The sequence below is a fragment of the Streptomyces sp. NPDC107562 genome, assembly GCF_055657325.1.
Map to the genome: position 1 here is coordinate 873,276 of NZ_JBVKBE010000001.1, position 17,509 is coordinate 890,784.

15 protein-coding genes and 1 pseudogene are annotated in these 17,509 nt (G+C 69.4%); 12 read left to right on the top strand and 4 right to left on the bottom strand.

Features of this window, described 5'->3' with window-relative positions; all coding sequences use genetic code 11:
* Window positions 1–285: 285 nt before the first annotated feature.
* Complete coding sequence (locus ACZ7LV_RS03980) at window positions 286–1,002, top strand: enoyl-CoA hydratase/isomerase family protein (RefSeq protein ID WP_471935407.1); 717 nt, start codon at window positions 286–288, stop codon at window positions 1,000–1,002.
* 44 nt (window positions 1,003–1,046) lie between these two features.
* Here the strand turns inward: ACZ7LV_RS03980 and ACZ7LV_RS03985 are convergent, their stop codons facing one another.
* Entirely contained in the window at window positions 1,047–1,664 is a 618-nt protein-coding gene (locus ACZ7LV_RS03985) for a hypothetical protein (protein ID WP_471935409.1), read from the bottom strand.
* 165 nt (window positions 1,665–1,829) lie between these two features.
* On the bottom strand, window positions 1,830–4,730 hold the full coding sequence (locus ACZ7LV_RS03990; RefSeq protein ID WP_471935411.1) for an AfsR/SARP family transcriptional regulator: 2,901 nt from the start codon (window positions 4,728–4,730) through the stop codon (window positions 1,830–1,832).
* A gap of 367 nt (window positions 4,731–5,097) precedes the next feature.
* Between ACZ7LV_RS03990 and ACZ7LV_RS03995 the strand changes: the two genes are divergently transcribed.
* Window positions 5,098–5,820, top strand: a complete 723-nt coding sequence (locus ACZ7LV_RS03995) for a right-handed parallel beta-helix repeat-containing protein (protein ID WP_471935413.1) — start codon at window positions 5,098–5,100, stop codon at window positions 5,818–5,820.
* Between the two features lie 131 nt (window positions 5,821–5,951).
* Here ACZ7LV_RS03995 and ACZ7LV_RS04000 read toward each other — a convergent pair whose 3' ends face one another.
* Complete coding sequence (locus tag ACZ7LV_RS04000; protein WP_471935414.1) at window positions 5,952–6,353, bottom strand: hypothetical protein; 402 nt, start codon at window positions 6,351–6,353, stop codon at window positions 5,952–5,954.
* A 232-nt stretch (window positions 6,354–6,585) separates the two neighbouring features.
* Here ACZ7LV_RS04000 and ACZ7LV_RS04005 point away from each other — a divergent pair, with 232 nt between their 5' ends.
* Window positions 6,586–6,999 (top strand): hypothetical protein, encoded by a 414-nt coding sequence (locus ACZ7LV_RS04005; RefSeq protein WP_471935415.1) that lies wholly within the window; start codon window positions 6,586–6,588, stop codon window positions 6,997–6,999.
* A gap of 251 nt (window positions 7,000–7,250) precedes the next feature.
* Here the strand turns inward: ACZ7LV_RS04005 and ACZ7LV_RS04010 are convergent, their stop codons facing one another.
* Window positions 7,251–7,667 (bottom strand): SRPBCC family protein, encoded by a 417-nt coding sequence (locus ACZ7LV_RS04010; RefSeq protein ID WP_471935417.1) that lies wholly within the window; start codon window positions 7,665–7,667, stop codon window positions 7,251–7,253.
* A 325-nt stretch (window positions 7,668–7,992) separates the two neighbouring features.
* On the opposite strand from ACZ7LV_RS04010, the gene ACZ7LV_RS04015 reads away from it, so the two are divergent.
* The 9 genes and pseudogenes from ACZ7LV_RS04015 to ACZ7LV_RS04055 form a co-directional block, all read left to right on the top strand.
* Window positions 7,993–8,907 (top strand): hypothetical protein, encoded by a 915-nt coding sequence (locus tag ACZ7LV_RS04015; protein WP_471935419.1) that lies wholly within the window; start codon window positions 7,993–7,995, stop codon window positions 8,905–8,907.
* Window positions 8,904–10,331: a peptidoglycan-binding protein gene (locus tag ACZ7LV_RS04020; protein WP_471935421.1), complete on the top strand. Its 1,428-nt coding sequence runs from the start codon at window positions 8,904–8,906 to the stop codon at window positions 10,329–10,331. The genes ACZ7LV_RS04015 and ACZ7LV_RS04020 overlap by 4 nt, the downstream gene beginning before the upstream one ends.
* Window positions 10,328–11,065 (top strand): ABC transporter ATP-binding protein, encoded by a 738-nt coding sequence (locus ACZ7LV_RS04025; RefSeq protein WP_471935424.1) that lies wholly within the window; start codon window positions 10,328–10,330, stop codon window positions 11,063–11,065. The genes ACZ7LV_RS04020 and ACZ7LV_RS04025 overlap by 4 nt, the downstream gene beginning before the upstream one ends.
* A 155-nt stretch (window positions 11,066–11,220) precedes the next feature.
* Window positions 11,221–12,384, top strand: coding sequence for an ABC transporter permease (locus ACZ7LV_RS04030; RefSeq protein ID WP_471935426.1), 1,164 nt, complete (start codon window positions 11,221–11,223; stop codon window positions 12,382–12,384).
* 195 nt (window positions 12,385–12,579) lie between these two features.
* Entirely contained in the window at window positions 12,580–13,080 is a 501-nt protein-coding gene (locus ACZ7LV_RS04035; RefSeq protein WP_471935428.1) for a SigE family RNA polymerase sigma factor, read from the top strand.
* Window positions 13,081–13,084: 4 nt separating this feature from the next.
* A complete protein-coding gene (locus ACZ7LV_RS04040; protein WP_471935430.1) occupies window positions 13,085–13,807 on the top strand; it encodes a hypothetical protein in 723 nt (240 codons plus the stop codon).
* 472 nt (window positions 13,808–14,279) lie between these two features.
* Complete coding sequence (locus ACZ7LV_RS04045) at window positions 14,280–14,930, top strand: DUF3152 domain-containing protein (RefSeq protein ID WP_471936105.1); 651 nt, start codon at window positions 14,280–14,282, stop codon at window positions 14,928–14,930.
* 501 nt (window positions 14,931–15,431) lie between these two features.
* A complete protein-coding gene (locus ACZ7LV_RS04050; RefSeq protein WP_471935432.1) occupies window positions 15,432–16,667 on the top strand; it encodes an amidohydrolase family protein in 1,236 nt (411 codons plus the stop codon).
* Between the two features lie 16 nt (window positions 16,668–16,683).
* A pseudogene (locus ACZ7LV_RS04055) lies at window positions 16,684–17,295 on the top strand (transposase family protein); the annotation flags it as partial.
* Between the last annotated feature and the right edge of the window lie 214 nt (window positions 17,296–17,509).

A 17,509-nucleotide genomic window follows, 5' to 3' on the forward strand; every position in this document is an offset into this window, starting at 1 on the left:
CCTATGCCGCTCCGAGGGTGGCCACGTAACACCCTGCTTGGTGCGCCCCCGTTTCCGTCGGCAGCAGTCCATGCCGGCCGCTACCAAAGGGACGGCCCGAGGTGCCGCGACAGGCCGCCCGTGAACCAACCGTTAGTCGTGCTTGCGGCAGCCTCAGCGGTTCGTATCCACTCTCCGTACAAAGGCTCCGGGCCGCAGTGGCCGTCGGCCTCCACGAAAAAAGTCGACAAGAGATCACCGCGTCAGCCGCCGACCCAGATCTGAACGACTGGAAGGACTCGGATCATGAACAGCGTGGACAATGCCTGGAGTGGCGACGTAGAGCAAGAAATGGTCGGCGCCACCGCTGTCTTGACCATTCACCATGGTGAGCAGAACCTGCTGAACCCAGGCATTCTCACCGACATCCGCACCCGCCTGCAGAAGTGCGACGACGACCCGGACATCCGCGCCGTTCTGCTCACCGGTGCAGGCGAGACCTTCTGCGGTGGTCTCGACGTCGCTGCCATCAAAGCCGGTGCGGATCCTGCCCTGTTCGGCGAAACGCTGACGCAGGCCCTCCAAATTTTCCCTCGTCTGGGTGTGCCGGTCGCAGCTGCGGTCAACGGCGACGCGCTCGCCGCGGGCGCCGCTTTCGTCGCGGCCTGCGACTTCGCCGTAGCCGTGGACAGCGCGCGCATCGGGACGTTCGAGGTCAACGCCGGGAGGTGGCCGATGATCGCGCAGGTGCCCATCATTCATCGGATTGGGCCGCGTCGGGCGATCGAGAACATCGGTTCCGGCGAACCGTTCACCGCCGAGAGGGCCCGCGAGGTCGGTCTGGTGCAGGTCGTGGTCGAGGCCGGCCGAGCAGCTGTGGTCGCTCAGGAGTGGCTCGACAACGCATTGAGGGCGGCCGACGCAGGTGCTCCTGGCCGGCGCTCCGTCTACGAGTTCGCATCGATGTCGTACGACGACGCACTCGACGCGTCGCTGTCACGATTCGTCGAGATGTTCGACTGAGGCCCTTCTCCGCGGTGCTAAGTGGTGCAAGGTCGCAGGGACTTTCAGTCGTCGAACCACACGACCAGCCGCACGTGGTCATCACCGTGCTGTGCTGCGAGTGCCTCCATGGTTCTCCAGACGGGCTGCCACTCGCCGGTGTCGGTGACGGCGTCTCTACGGCGAATGGTGACTGACCTGTAGAGCGTCTCCCCGACGAGCCACTCGCTACCTTCGGGCCACTCACGGTGTTCACCTCTGTCGAAACCGACAGCCTTGGCGAACGCAGGACTCCAAGCGGCCTTGCCTGTCATCCTGAGCCCGTTCGGAGTCCGGCGGTACTCGTGAAGCCGACTGTCAGGCTTCTCCGCAGGCTCGTCCCAGTCGACCGCCCTCACCTCGGCCCACGTGATCCACGTGGTGCCGTGAAAGCCGTCCTCGCCGTACCACTCGGTCAGCTGCGCGAACCTCGTCCTCAAGGTAACCGAGGCGTCGGCAGGGAGACCTCGGCATGCTGCGAGGGGACGGAAGTTGGCGTAGTTGCGGACCCCGAAGAGGCAGCCGAACGCATCATAGTTACGGTTGCTGTTGAGGGAGTCGAGGCTGTGCGCGGTGTACCAGGCTGCCTCCCGACCGTCCTGCGACGCTCGATACTCGATGACGCCGCTTATGTCTGTGCCCATGCCGGACATTCTGCCGACCCCGTCAACCGGTTTCGCCTGCTACGGACGATGCCTTGCGCATACACGAGCTGTCCGGTCAGGAAGACCGGTGCGGTGACGCCCTGCGTCCAGACCGGGGGTGCGGGGAACCTGAGCGGTGCGCTGTCGGCGGTACCGCTCCTCACATCAACACTCATTCTCCCGCGTGTGATCGCCGGCAGCGCCGTCACCCGCACGGGCGGTGCCCAGCTTCCCGCGCAGTTCCGTGGCGGCGGGGTGGCCGATCTCGTCGGCGATCTCCACGGCTCGGTGCCAGGCGGCGCCGGCGGCGTGCGCGTCCCCGGCGGCGGCGTGTGTGTCGCCGAGGTGGCCGAGGATCTCTGTCTCGCCATAGCGGTCGCCGAAACCACGCACCAGCTCCAGGGCCCGTTCGTAGCAGCGGAGCGCGTCACGGTGGTCGGTGAGGTGATGATGTGCGTAACCGAGGCTGTCCCACGCCCCTGCCTCACCGTGCCGGTCCCCGATCTCCTGGTTGAGGGCGACCGCCTGGGCGCAGTACTGAAGTGCGGAGCGGTAGTTGCCGAGCGTGATGTGCAGCCAGCCGACGTTGTTGAGCGCCTTCGCCTGCCCGTTGCGGTGCCCGGCACGCTGGTACAGGACCAGGGACTGCTCGGCGTGCTGGAGCGCGTCCCGCTGGTTGCCCTCCGCGTCGCACACCCAGCCCAGACCCCGGTGGGAATGGGCCTGGTTGACGCGGTCGCCGAGTTCGCCGAAGAGATCCAGGGCTCGGCGGAAGTGACCGCGTCCTTCGTCGAGGCTCCCCATCTGGGTGTGGACGCTGCCGAGGCTGCGGTGGGCGGTGGCCTCCCGGAAGACGTTGCCCAGCCTGCGTGCCGCTTGCAGAGCGAGATCCTGGGTGGCGGCCCAGTCGTGCCAGTGACCGCGGTAGTCGAAGAACGTCTCAAGGGCCCGTGCCAGGTGCCAGGCGTGCTCGTCCTGACCCGTTCTGACGGCCAGGTCCAGCGCGTTGAGCAGTACGGGGTGTTCGGCGGTGAACCAGGCAAGGGCGGCGTCTCGATCCGCCGGGACGAGGGGTTTCACGCCGGGCAGGGCGGCCGTCGGGCGGACGGCGTCGCGGTGCGGATCGAGCCGCTGCGCCGCATGGTGTGCCGTGTGCAGGTAGAAGTCCACCACGCCCCTCCACAGCGCTTCCACCCCGCCGTCGGCCCCTTCGTGCGCTACCTCAACTGCCTTTGTCTCTGGCCCTGCTGCCTCTGCCCCTGCCGCATGTTCCGCCGCTGCCTGTTCCACGGCGTAGAGCCGGGCGAGATCGTGCAGGCGGTAGCGGCCCGGAGCGGTCTGCTGTACGAGGTGGGCGGTGTCCAGTTCCCGCAGCGCCAGGCGGACGGCACCCGGCGGCCGGGCGGTCAGGCCGGCCACCGTGGCCTGCGCGACATCCGGTCCCGGAGCGAGTCCCACGAGCCGGAAAACCTCCGCGGCGCCCTCCGTCAGGGCGTGGTACGACACCGTGAAGGCCGCGCGTACGCTGGCCGTCAGATCACCCGCGTCCAGGGCGTCCAGTCGCGCCGATTCGTCCTTCAGCTCCTCGGCCAGCACGGCGAGCGGAAAGCCCGGCTGGGCAGCCGCGCGGGCACCGACCACGCTGATCGCGAGGGGCAGTCCGCCGCAGTGGTCCAGCAGAGCGGTTACGGCTTCCGGCTCGGCCGCCGTACGGTCGTGTCCGACGAGGGCCGCGAGCAGGTCTCGGGCCTCGGGTCCGGTCAGCACGTCGAGTGTCAGGAGCCTGGCCCCGTAGCCGCCGGCCAACCCGGCCAGCCGCCTGCGGCTGGTCACGAGGACCGTGCAGCCGGCACTGCCCGGCAGCAGTGCGGCCGCCTGCTCGGCGTCGGCGGCGTTGTCCAGCACGATCAGCATGCGCCGCTCCTGGACCAGGCTCCGGTAGAGGCCGGTCTGCGCCGGGACGTCGAGGGGGACAGCCTCGGACGGTACGCCCAGAGCGTCGAGGAAGCCGCGGACCGCCACGGCCGGCGTCAGAGGTGGCTCGCCAGAAGGGCTGAAGCCGCGCAGGTCCACGTACAACTGGCCGTCCGGGAAGTGGTCGAGGTTGCGGTGGGCCCAGTGCAGGACCAGGCGCGTCTTGCCGATCCCTGCGCTGCCACCGATCGCGACGACGGCCACCGACCCGCTCGACGCACCGGACGAGCCCAGGACTTTGCCGAGTTCCGCCAGTTCCTGGTCCCGGCCGCAGAACCACCGTGGGCCCGCGGGCAGCTGACGTGGTGTCGGAAGAGCGGCCGTCGTGCCGAGAGGAGCAGAGGGACGGTCCGGCACGGCCGGTGCCACATCACCGGTCAGGATGTCTTGGTGCAGTCGCTGGAGTGGCGCCGAGGGGTCGACTCCCAGCTCCTGGGCAAGTAGCCGTCGCAGGGCCCGGTAATGGGTCAGCGCGTCACCTGGCCGGCCGTCCCGGTACAGGGCCAGGATGAGTTGCGCGGCAAGCCGCTCGTCCAGCGGATACGCGCCGGCGAGGGCGGTCAGCTCCGGCAGCAGCGCACCGTGCGCCCCTCGACGCAGTTCCAGGTCGTGGGCGTCCAGCCGAGCCGACAGCCGCTCCCGTTCCAGCGCCTCGCGCAGATCGACGAACCACGGCGTGTCCACGGTCGCGAACGGCTCGCCGCGCCACAGCGCCAGCGCCTGCCGCATCAGTTCCGCCGCCTGTTCGTCGCCGGCCGTCCGGGCGCGAGAGACCAGATCGCGAAAGAGGTGGACGTCGATCCACAGCGGGTCCGCCTCCAGCACGTAACCGCCGGGTTGCCGGATGATCCGCACATCCGCGGGCAGATCCAGCGCCCCGCGTAATCGCGAAAGGTATCCGTACAGCGTGTCCCTGGCGCGCCGTGGTGCACGATCGCCCCAGACCCGGCCGGCGAGCTCGTCGACCGGCACCGCCCGGTTGACGTCGACGAGCAGGGCTGCCAGAACACACCGCTGGCGGATGTGACCCACGTCGACCGGCCGGCCGTCCACACGCGCCTCGATCGTGCCGAGCAAGCCGAACGTCAGCACTCTTTCGACTCCTCCCTCGTACCGTCGCACGAGGCGACTTGCGGCGGCCAGACGTTCCAGGATCGGCCCGGCAACGGATACCGGCGCGCGGTTGCGCACGCGAGGCGACCCGACAGGGCGTGATCTACCAAGGACTGCCCGGCGGCAACGGTCTCCAAGCTGCCCGCACCGGACTTCGAGCCCGTGATCCGTCAACCGCCCCCGCAGGCCGCGAAATTCAGGGCCCGGCCGACCGCGCGGCCCCCGGTGCGACACCGGGCCCGGACGACGGCCGCCGGTTCAAGGTTCCTCCAAGACCTCCCGCGCACAGTGGTGCAAGAGCTTCCCGCCGGACGGCGGAAGCAGCCAAGAGCGACGGAGGAGACCAATGCGTATCAGTCGTGCCCTCACCGCGACGGCCGTCGGCGGCGCCCTGACACTGGCCGGCATGGCCGCGCCGGGATCAGCGGTCGCCGCCGCCAAGTACCCCGGCCAGGTCACCTGCCCCAAGGGCGACTACCAGCTCTGCATCAACGGCGGCCCCGGCAACTTCACCATCAGCGGGAAGAAGTTCTCCGGCCACGACAACGCCATCCTCCTGAGGAACGTCAAGAAGGTCACCGTCTCGGGCAACCAGTTCACGAACCTCAGCGGCTCCACCGGCTACGCCGGCGTCCACGTCCAGAACTCCTCGGGCATCGTGATCAAGAACAACACCTTCTCCAACCTGCGTAACGGCGGCAACATGCACGGCGTCTACCTGGTGAAGACGTCGAGCAGCAGCATCACCGGCAACAAGTTCTCGACGATCAGCGGCGACCCCGTGCGGATCAGGGACGGCAGCAAGAACAACACCGTCAGCGGCAACACCTTCACCGGGTCGGGGATGTACGGCCTGTTCAGCGAGTGGGGCCGTTTGGACAAGGGCGAGACCTGCGGAAGCGGCAACATCTTCAAGAACAACAAGTACAAGGCCGGCGGTTACGGCGGCAAGGCGATCTCGCTCGTCAAGTGGGGCGGCAGGGGCGGAGGCAGCACCGGCCTGAAGCTGACCTGGAACAACTGCAAGAAGGCGAGCATCATCAACAAGGGCGGCAACAGCAAGCTGTAGGCGACGAACGCCAGGGCGGCGGGAGTCCGAAGCCGGGACCCGGGGGGACGCCAGTGCGTACGGCACAGCGCCCCCTGGACCGCTGGACACGGTACTGGGGGCGAAGTGGGCGCGGTGGCGACGAGGTGGCGTCAGGAGGGGCAGACCTCGACGCCGGGGGCGGGGTCGGCGCCGACGTTGACGTTGCCGCCCCAGGCCCAGACGAAGTAGTACGTGTGTCCGGGGAAGTGGACAGTGACCTGGTACCAGACGTCCGTGGTGTAACCGCCGGCCGTGACGCGCTCACCGCGCCCGTAGCACTTCACCACTCCGGTGGCCCCCTCAGGCCCGCTGGTGTTGAGAATCCTGTAGGACGTACCCGGGCCGGTCCTGATGTTGCTGTTCGGCTGCAGGATCGGAGAGGACTGGACGGCGAGGGAAGCCCGCTCGGAGGTGCTGGGGGCTGCCTGTGATGCGCCGGCCCCGCCGAACAGCATGAAGGCGGTGCCGATCGTGAGACCGGCGGCGGTGAGACGGGCTCTGCGCTTGAACATCGTGGGCTCCTCGTCAGGCCGGAACCGGGCTCGCCGCTCGCGACCCGGTGGCATCCGTTCGCCTCACAGACAGAACTCGGCGTCTCGGCGTATGACCGTCCCGACAGCGAATGTCTCCTCGCCGCGTCCTCATACGGTGCGGTGTGCGTGCTCGTCCACCCGGTGGTGCGGGCGACGCACCTGACCGACCACGAGCCCAGGACGGGCACGGGAACGGGGCGAAGGAGACGGCATGTTGAACAAGTCAGCGAGGCGCGGCGTTCGACTGGGCGGCGCGGCATCGGTGTTGTGCGCGCTCGGGCTGACGGTGGGCGCCGCGCCCGCCCAAGCGACTGCCGAACAGCGGCCCGCGGGCCCGGTGTTCACCACCTGGGCGACGGACGTGAACGTCCGCAAGGACTCGGCCCCGGGCTTCCGCTGCCCCGAGTTCCCCTCGCCGGGCAACTGCCCTCAGGTGATGGGCAGGGCGCAGCCGGGCGACCAGCTCGAAGTGACGTGCCAGACGCGGGGTGAGACGGTCGGCGGCAACCCGTACTGGGTCTTCGTGGACAACCGGACCCGGGGATTCGACGGGTGGATGGCGAGCTACTACATCTCGCACCCGGACAACTGGCTGCCCGGCGTCCCGCAGTGCTACGGGCCGTGACCTGTCGGTACGCGCGGATCGGCTCCGCCGCGCGGGCGGTGGTGCCTGTGACCTCGCCGTGGTCGTCCCCTGAGTGAACCTCGATGCGCGGGGCGCCCTGCCCCGCCTCTCTGCCGCCCAGCCTTCATCCGAGCGACCGTTCCTCCCTCCGGGCCCGGCAAGTCGGCCCGGCCTCGGTCGCAGCGGTGCGGACGACCGGGCCGATCGACCGGGAGGAGAGGAGGCGGCGGGGTGGACGTCGACGGCAGAGGTCAGGCTGCCGCGAGGAAGGCGGTGAGGCCGTCCAGGAGCATGTTGCTGCCGAACTCGGACTGGTCGCGGTCCGTGGCGTTCTCGAAGGTCTGGGACAGGGTGATCCGGGTGCGGTCGCCGTCGGCGACCAGGTCGACGGTCATGAGGACGAGGTCCTCGCGGCCCGGAACGCTCATGCCGATCACCAGCCGCTTGTTCGGCACGACCTCGGTGTAGCGGCCGGACAGCGGGACGCGGGTGCCGCCGGGGATGACCATGACGGAGCTCCAGGCGCCGCCGGGGCGGACGTCGAGGACGACCTCCTCGGCGCCGGCCCACTGTCCGTACTGGTCTGCGCGGGTCCAGGCGGTCCAGACCTGCTCGACCGGAGCCTCCAGGGTGCGGGTGATGGTGTAGTCGTATGCGACGGCGGTCATGTCTGTCTCCTTGTGTCTGATCCCGCGGGTGCGGGACCGGGCTGCACACTCACGGAGAACGTCGGAGCCGATACTCCGTTCTCGACACCGCCCGGCAGATTCTTTTCTTCCGGTCGGGTGGCGTGAACCTGAGAGTCGGTCGTCGCCAGGGCCCTGGTCGTTGTGAGGTCAGTGCCATCGACCTTGAAGCGTGATGTGTGTCACTTTCGGGTCGCGGCCTCTGCTCTGAACGGGGCCCACCCGGTTGAGGAAGTCGACGGGATCTTTCACCCCGCACGGCCATGTCCGATCGACACGATGGAATCACGTGACTCCTCTTTTCCACATGCGCAACGCACTGCCGGTTGTCGCCGCGACCGGTGCGCTGATGCTCGCCGGGTGCTCCCAGAGCGGCAGTACCTCATCCCAGGCCACATCCCCGGCAGGCTCGGCCTCGGCCCCGGCGGTCGCCGAGAACGGTGAGCTGACGGTTCCTCAGGACGTAGACGAGGAGACGAAGAAGCAGTACCTGTACCAGAACGCCCTGGCTGTCTGCATGCGCGCGAAGGGCTTCACCTACACACCGCGCGTGGAGAGCGTCGAATCACAGGCGTTCCCCTTCGACGGTCAGGACTACGAACTGGCGAAGGAGTACCGCGGAAAGTACGGGTACGGCGCCACCTACGCCCGGGTCGTCTACCCGAACGACGCCAATGCCATCGGCTCGCGGGCGTACACCGAGAAGTACGAATCGAACCCGGACCAGGCGTACCGGGACTCGCTCTCCCCGGCTCAGCAGCGTGCCTACGAGAAGGCGTTCGGTGAGCTGGCGATGGTGGACGGAAAGAAGACCGAGCTTCCGGGCTGTCATAAGGACGCGACGGTGCAGGCTTACGGTCCGGAGAAGTCCGAGGCCGAACGGACCCGTGAAGCCAATGCCGCCAGAGCCGCCGACAGAGCGGCGCAGCAGGCTCTCGACGGGGACCCGCAGCTGGTCTCACTGGCGCAGGACTTCGCGTCCTGCCTTCGCGGTGAGGGGATCGCCGTCACGACCACGCAGCCCACCTCCATAGGCGACATGGTGAAGTTCGCCGTGAACGGCCAAGGCCAAGGCGTGGACGAACTGGACACGGAGGCCGCGCGGGCCAAGCTCGCCCAGGAGATCAACGTCGCCCTGGCGGATCTGGAGTGTGGAAAAGAGTTCCGGGCCGCGTATTTCCCGAAGCTGGCCAAGCACCCCTTCACCGGACTCGGCGGATGAGCCGCGTCCGTAGCGGTCCGGCAGCCCGCACCCGGCAGGTCGTGATCATCGTCGGTGTGGTCGCCGTAGTGGGCGCCGGTGGCTGGATCACCGGTACGCAGATGCAGTCGCCCGCCGACGCCGCCGCGGCGCACAAGCCACCGAAGGCCGGTCCGGTGACGGTCGCGGTGGCACGCCAGAGGCTGACCGCGACCGTGGTGGCCCAGGGGACCGTGGAGTTCGGGGCACCGCAGGGCATCTCGCTGTCCGGCCCCGTCGGCTCCTTGGGCGACGGCGAGACCGCCCAGCGGGTCACCAAGCTACCGACCGAGGGACGAACCCTTGGCGAGGGCAGCGTCCTGATGCAGGTCAGCGGCCGTCCGGTATTCGTGCTGAAAGGCCCGGTGCCGATGTACCGCCTGCTCGGTCCTGGCAGCTCGGGTGAGGACGTCCGCCAGTTGCAGAGCGCGTTGCGCAGACTCGGCCACGACCCCGGAGCGGTCAGTGGCACCTACCGCGCGGGCACCGCGGCCGCGGTCGGCCGCTGGTACGAGAGCAAGGGTTTCGAGCCACAGAGCCCCGGTCTCGCCGACCGGCAACAGCGCGCCGATCTGGAGGCGGCCGTGACGTCCGCCCAATTGGCGCTGCTCGAGACGCAGTCGGGCGAGGACGGCGGTACGGCGGCGGGAACAGACCCGGACGAGGCGGCGGAACTCCGGCTGCGTTCCGTGCGACGGCAGCTGGACCATGCCAACGCGGCGCTGAACGCCTTCGAGGCCACGTACGGCACCAAGGTCCCCGCGGGCGAGGTGATCTTCCTGCCCGAACTCCCGGTACGTGTCGGCAAGATCGAGGTGGGTCTCGGTGGCACTCCGGACGGCGAGGTGGTCACCGTCACGTCGTCCGACGTGGTGGTGCAGGCCACGGTGCCCGGAGCGGACGGCGCGGCACTGCGCGAGGGCATGGAGGCACGAGTCGAGACGGGGGACGGCCGCGAGGTGCGCGGTGTCGTCTCACGGATCGGCGGTGCGGGCGCCGGTCAGGCCGGTGACCAGGCCGGTGCCGCTTCGGGCGAGGACGGGAAAGCCGGCACGGACGGGGGGCCTGGCGGGGATGGCGAGGCAGGGGCTGGACCGGACCCGGCCGACCCGTCGGCGCCGGTGCCGTTGGAGATCTCCGTACCCGACACCGCGCCCCTGCGGAACCATGCGGGGGGCGTCGCCAAGGTGACCGTAGAGGTGGGCGCCTCCGAGGGCTCGGTCCTGGTGGTGCCCGTGGCGGCGGTCCGTACGTCCACCGACGGGAAAGCCCGGGTGCAGGTGCGGCGCCACGGCACGACCGTCACCGTGCGCGTCAGCGTGGGCATCGCCGCCGCCGGGCTCGTCGAAGTGACTCCGGACAGCGGGTCGCTGGACGTGGGTGACCAGGTGGTGGTCGGACAATGAGGCGACGTACCGCCGCGGCGGCCGGGCTCGAGAAGCCGCCGGACCTGGACACCGTGATAGAGCTTCGCGAGATATGCCGGACCTTCGACGCCGAACCGCCGGTGCGCGCGCTGCACGGCGTGGGACTGTCGGTCCGCAGAGGGGAACACCTCTCGATCGTCGGCCCGTCGGGGTCGGGGAAGTCCACGCTGCTCAACACCCTGGGACTGCTGGACCGGCCGACCTCCGGGAGCTACTGGCTCGACGGGGTGCTGACCAATGCCCTGGGCGACCTCGAACGCACCGCTCTGCGTGGGAGCCGCATCGGATTCGTCTTCCAGTCCTTCCACCTGCTGCCGTACCGGACCGTGGAGGAGAACGTCATGCTGGCCGAGGCCTACCGGGCTTCCGAGCCGAGCCGCGGGCGGCGTACCAGGGCCGAGCGGGCCCGGGAGGTCTTGAGACGGGTGGGTCTCGGACACCGTATCGGCTTCCTGCCCGGCCGGCTGTCCGGCGGCGAGCGGCAGCGGGCGGCCATCGCCCGTGCCCTGATGGGCGAGCCGGCCCTGCTGCTGTGCGACGAGCCGACCGGCAACCTCGACAGCGAGAACACCGAATCGGTGCTGGCGCTCTTCGACGAACTGCAGTCACAGGGCGTGACACTGCTGGTCATCACCCACGACGACGCCGTCAGCCGTCGCGCGACCCGGCGGGTACGGATCCGTGACGGCCGACTTGGCCAGGAGATCGCATGAGGGGCCGCACGCGTTCCTTGCGGAATCCGCGGACGCAGCCGTTCGAGCCCGGCGCCGAGCACTCTCCCGCACGTCACGCACGCTCCAGGGATCGTGGGGGAGCGGGGCGGCCACGGATCGACCCTCGAGACCTGTGGTCGGAAGCGCTGGCGGGCGTGCTCGCCCGCCCCGTGCGCTCGGCGCTGACGACGTTGGGCACCGTGCTCGGCATCGGCACCCTGGTGATCACGATAGGCGTGGCATCCACGGCGGCGAACCAGATCGTCGGAAGGTTCGACGCGCTCACCGCCACCTCGGTGACGGTCACGGTGCCACCCCCGCGTCCGGGTTCGGACAGCCCTCCGCTGGTGGACTGGACCGGCGCAGAGGCGGTCGAGCGCCTTGCCGGAGTCGTGTCGGCGGCGGCGCTCGCGGATTCAGCGGGCACCGCGAACGTACAGGTGCGAGCCAATGAGGTCGTCGCGCCGGGGGAGCTGACCTCACAGACCCTGGCGGTCGTCGCGGCCGGCCCCGCTTTGCCCGAGGCGGTCCGCGGCACGATGGCCAGCGGCCGCTTCTACGACGGGGGCGACATCGGCCGTCACGACCGGGTGGCGGTCCTGGGGGACCAGGCGGCCCGGCTGCTCGGCATCGAGGACGTCCGGCACGCGCCAGCCGTCTTCTTCCGGGGCCAGTCCTTCACCGTGATCGGCGTGCTCGGCGGTTTCCGGCGCGAGCACCGACTGTCGACATCGGTGATCCTGCCGCCGACCACGGCGGCGGACCGGATGGGCCTGAAGCATGTGACCCACGTCTTGCTCAACACCTCGCTCGGTGCGGCCCAGCAGGTCGCTCGGCAGGCGCCGATCGCCCTGTCTCCCGGGAACGAGGACGCTCTGTCCGTGGTCGCCCCGCCGGACCTGTCCAAGGCCAGGAAGGGCGTCCAGGGCGACGTCGACGGGCTCTTCCTGGTGCTCGGACTGGTCTCCCTGGTCGTGGGAGCCATCGGCATCGCCAATGTCACCCTCGTCACGGTGATGGAACGCACGGGCGAGATCGGGCTGCGACGCGCACTCGGCGCGTCCAGGCGGCAGGTGGCAGGGCAGTTCCTGACGGAGTCGACCATGATCGGTCTCCTCGGCGGAGTCACCGGCGCGGCTCTCGGCATCGTCGCAGTGGTCTGCGTCGCAGGCGTCAAGGACTGGACCCCTGTGCTGGACCTGCGCCTCGCGTTCGGCGCTCCGGTGGCGGGAGCTGTCGTAGGGTTCCTCGCGGGTCTCTATCCCTCGCTGCGCGCCGCGCGCATGGAACCCGTGGACGCCTTGCGGGCAGTCTCATGACCCGCGCAACGCGCCGGACAGGTCGGCCTCCGCGCGGATCGCGACCGCGGCATCCCGGTGCCCGCGACGGCTTCGGCGACGCCGAGCGTCGGAGCTCTGTGAGGTGCGCCACGGCAGGCAACGTCCCAGGGGCACGAAACGGTTCAGAGTGCGTGAGAGCACCCGGCGCACATCAACAGACGGTACGAGGACGGCATGCGAAGCGGTTGGACGGAGTTCGAGGAGTTCGTGGCCCAGTGCGGACCACGGCTGCTTCGCTCGGCCTGGCTGCTCACCGGCGACAGGTACCTCGCCGAGGACCTGCTGCAGTCCGCACTGGCCCGCAGTTGGCCCAAGTGGCGGCGCATCCGCGACGACCACCCGGAGGCATATGTGCGGCGGGTGATGATCAACGTGCACGCCTCCTGGTGGCGGCGGCGCTGGCGGGGGGAGGTGCCGCACGAGTCGCTGCCCGAGCTGGCGGTGCCGGGGGACCGGTACGGGGAGGTGGATCTCGAACGCACGGTGCGGCAGGCGCTGCGACGTCTGCCGGCCCGGCAACGGGCCGTGGTGGTGCTCCGCTACCTGGAGGACCGCAGCGTCGAGGAGACGGCAGCCTTGCTGAACTGCTCCGCAGGGACGGTCAGGAGCCAGGCCGCGAAGGGCCTGCGTACGCTGCGTGGCACGCTGCCCCATCCTGCCGGACTGCGGAGGTGAGCAGGTGAGCGCCGGCAAGGACGAACCCGGGACAGAGGTCGAGATCCTGCGAGCAGTGCTGCTGGATCGACCGGTGGACCTTCCGGCACCGCCCGACCGGATGACAGCGGTGCGCAACCGGTTCCGGCGAACCCGGCGGTTGCGCGTCGCGGCGACCGCTGTGCCCTTGGTACTGCTGGCGGCCGTGTTTCTGCCCCAACAGCTGGGTCCGGGCCGGACAACCGAGGTGGCCGGCCCGGCGGCCGAACCGACCCCTTCACCGGGAGCGGCGAGCTTGCAGAACCTCTATGGCCTGCAGTTGCCGGTGCCGCCGCATTGGAGCGAGCTCTCCGTCCCCTCACATCGCGTCGGCGCCTCTCCGGTGCGCTTCTTCTCCACGGGTCGACTCGGCATGCCGGGGGAGACCTGTCCCGACTTGCGGGCGGACGACTGGACCGACCCGGCCTGCCTGCCTGCCTCCGGCCGCGACCTCGGAGCCCTTGTGGCCTTTCAGGTCGAGGACGGTCCGGCAGCGGCGGTCGAGGCCGGGCGCCACACCGCGACGCAGCAGGTTGCGGCGTCACCCGCCTGCCGGTCCCTTACCGGGACGAAGATGTACAAGGTGCAACGGTCAGTGGGTGCTCGGCATCCGAACGCCGTGCTCACCGGGATGGCCTGTGTGGGTGAGGTCAACTCCGAGACCCACTCCGAGCTGATGTCCATCCTCGACAAGGCTGTCTTCCCCTAGCTGCCACGGCTCCCACCTGAGCGTCGGTTCCGGAAGATCGCCCGCGCGCCTGCACGCCTGCACACCTGAGGCACCTTGGCGTGCGATCAGGCCGGAGCACACGCGCTCCTTCATCACCGCGGTGCGCTTGTCGCAACCGCGTTCGCATCTTCCTTTGAAAAGGCAGTGACATTTCGCATGGCCGGACCACACAGGCATACGTCGATCGCCGGGGCGCTGCTGGACGGCGGCCACGGTGTGTGCGACTGCGGCACCGAGGGAGTCCCTCTCTGTGGGTGACCGAGTCGCACGTCGCAGAGTGCGCGGAAAGAGACGTCGCAAGGCCTCTCGCCGCTCCCGCGGTATCCGGATCATTCTCACCGTGGTCGTGACGGGCGCGGTCGCCGGAGCAGGCGCTCTGGCGCTGCGACAAGCCGTCGGCCCCGGCGCCAAGACGGCAGCCGACACTACCCAGGCACTGTCGGCGCCGGATGTGGCTGTCTCTCCGCCTCGGAGCAACAGCCCCTCGCCCGTACCGTCACAGCCGACCAGGCACCCTCGCCCGAGCCCGAAGCCCGAGATTCCCGTCTCCGGCCCCGGCACGTTCACCACGGCACAGTCATCCGGCAGTCCAGTGGGTTCGGGTCCGCTGCGTCGCTACCGCGTGCAGGTCGAGGACGGCATCGACCTGTCGGCCGAGGATGCCGCAGCAGAGATCCAGGCGATTCTCGCCCACGGGCGCAGCTGGGCCGCCCACGGCCATGGTTCGTTCCAACTGGTGTCCTCCACAGCCGACTTCGTCATCAAGATCGCCACACCCGGCACCGCCGACCGGCTCTGCCTGGCAGAGGGTCTCGACACCCGCGGTGAACTGAACTGCGAGACGTCCGAAGGCGTGGTGGTGAACCTGCGCCGCTGGGCTCTGGGCTCACCGCAGTTCGACGGCACTCCGGCGCAATACCGCCACCTGATCATCAACCACGAGGTCGGCCATGAGACGGGGATCCGCACACACCTGGGGTGTTCCGGTCCGGGGCAGCTCGCGCCGGTGATGATGCAGCAGATCAAGGGGCTGAACGGCTGTCTCTCCAACGCCTGGCCGTACGACGAGCACGGCGAGTACGTCACCGGCCCGCCCGTGTGACCTTGAAGCGTCGCGAAACCGGTGCGGGCCGCACGCGCACCTCGAGGAACATGCGCGCCTGCGGACAAGGCTGCAGGTCGCTTGACTCCTTCGGTCCAGTGCGTGGTCGTACGGCCAGCGGTCCGTCCGAGAACGGGGCAAGGTGGGCGTCGGTCGGTCCGATGGGAGCGAGGGTGTCACTGCGGTCGACGCACGGATCGCCTCCGGGTTCGTTCCAGGGCGGGGGCGGCCGGTCCGCTGGACCAACAGGCGATCTGGAAGCGGTCGTTCGAGTCGTGCTTGCCGAGCCGGTCGAGCAGCGCCCGCGTCTTCCCCGGCGCGCCGGCCCATGAGCCACGCCCACCATCCAGGCGTTGCAAGGGGACGGGCACGTGTGGACGACGTGCGTGTGGCCGACGGGCTTGGTCGAAGTCAATAGAGCATGTTCTAATCAATACAGCCACGCCTACCGGTTGGGTCAGGCGGACTTCTGGCGGCGCGCGGCCCTTGCTGTGCGGCGCCTTGACCACACCCGCGACAGCCCCACGAGCACGTCTACAGATCGGACATCCGTCCATGACTTCCTATGCCATACACGCCGGTGCGCTGTTCGACGGACGCGAACTGTCAGGCCCCGCCACTGTCCACGTCATGGGCGACCGCATCGTAGGTGTAGACCGCACCGGCGCTGTGCCGGCCGACGGCACCGAGGTGTTCGACATGGGCCGCTCCGCCTGCCTCCTGCCCGGCCTGATCGACACCCACGTCCACCTCGCCTTCGACGCGGGCCCGGACCCCGTCACTTCCTTGGCGTCCACCTCCGACAGCGCCCTCCTGGCACACATGCGGGCTGCGGCCCGGTCGGCTCTTCTTGCGGGTGTCACCACCGTGCGTGACCTCGGTGACCGTGACTACCTCTCGCTCGCCCTGAAGACCGAGTTGGCCCAACGCCCCGAGCACGGTCCGGAGATCCTCGCCGCCGGCCCTCCGCTGACCACCCCCGGCGGGCACTGCCACTTCCTCGGAGGCGAGGTCGAAGGCGCCGACTCACTGCGCGCCGCAGTCCGCGAGCATCATGCCCGTGGCTGCTCCGTCATCAAGATCATGGCCAGCGGTGGCCACATGACACCTGACTCCGTGCCGGCGCACGCCTCACAGTACGGCCTGGACGACCTGCGCGTGGTCGTGGACGAAGCGCACCGCCTCGGCCTTCCGGTGGCAGCGCACGCTCACGGTCTCGGAGCCATCAGAGACGCGGCGGAGGCGGGCGTCGACAGTCTGGAACACGTCTCGTTCCTCACCGCCGACGGTGTCACCTGTGAGCCCGAACTCGTCGACATGCTCGTGCGCAAGGGGACTTTCGTCAGCCTGACGCTGGGCCTCGACCCGAGTGTGGCGCTGCAGGTGCCCGAGGGCATGGCCGCGCATGTGGATGCCCTGCTGGACACATACAGCCACCTGCACAAGGCGGGTGCCCAGGTTGTCATCGGGTCGGACGCGGGTGTGGCGCCGTGGAAGCCCCACAACGTCCTTCCTCACGGCGTGGCCGACCTGGCGCGTCTGGGCGTCTCGCCCTTGGCGGCGCTGACTTCCATGACCAGCCTGGCGGCTCGGCTTTGCCGGGTGGAGGGCCGCAAGGGACTGATCGCAGCGGAGGCCGACGCTGACATCCTGGTCGTCGACGGGGATGTCGCTCATGATCCCGCGGCCGTCCTGAACGTACAGGCGGTGTTCCGCGCCGGGGTAAGGGTGCGATGACGCACTGCGGCAACACAGGCGGGCTGCCGGCGACACCCGGCGACGGATCTTCGCTGCCGTCCTCGCCAGGTGGACGCTGCTGACGAGGTGGGATGGGCCGTGTCGGTGGACTCCACTGTCTGCCATCCGCCGGGCTCACCAGCACGCGGCCGGGGCCAGGAAAGGGGGCACTTGATGAGAGTGCCCCCGATCATGTACTCGGACGTTCGACGGGCGGCCTGAGCACGAAGGTTCACCTCGCCCAGATGATCGTGCACGGCCCTTGGCTTCGCATGTCACCGCGAGCCAGGCTGGCGACGCGCCGGCTTTCATGACGGTCATGGCCCGCATCAGGGTCCAGCGCACCGGCCTGGGCAGGCCACGAACGCGACCGATGTCGTCCTTGCGGGCCGGGTCTCCTCATCCCGGGCAATCCGCCAGCATCTTCGCCGCCGAGGCATCCAGGCCGTCATTCCGCAGCCCTCCCCCCGTGGAGCGGTGCATCAACCGTCTCAAGCAGTGGCGCGGCCTGGCCATGCGAGCTGTCAGGCTTGCCCTTGCTCACGAGGGAGCACTCCACCCCGCAGCCATCCTGATCTGGACGCGACCACAGAAGGCTGAGGACTCCCGCGTGTCAGGTAATGCCTGACTCAGGGCCTGGATGCGGGGTCGGCTGCCTTCATCCTGCAGCTGGAGCACCTTCCTGACCTCTTGGCGACGAACAGGCGCCGGTAGACCGTCATTTGGCGCCGAGGCATGCCACAGAGTGTCGTTTCACCAGCCAAGGCGTGCTCCAGAACCGGGCCACCTGTCTCCCGGCATGCAGCGAAGCTCGTCGGAGCAAGTCCGCACGTGAATCTGAG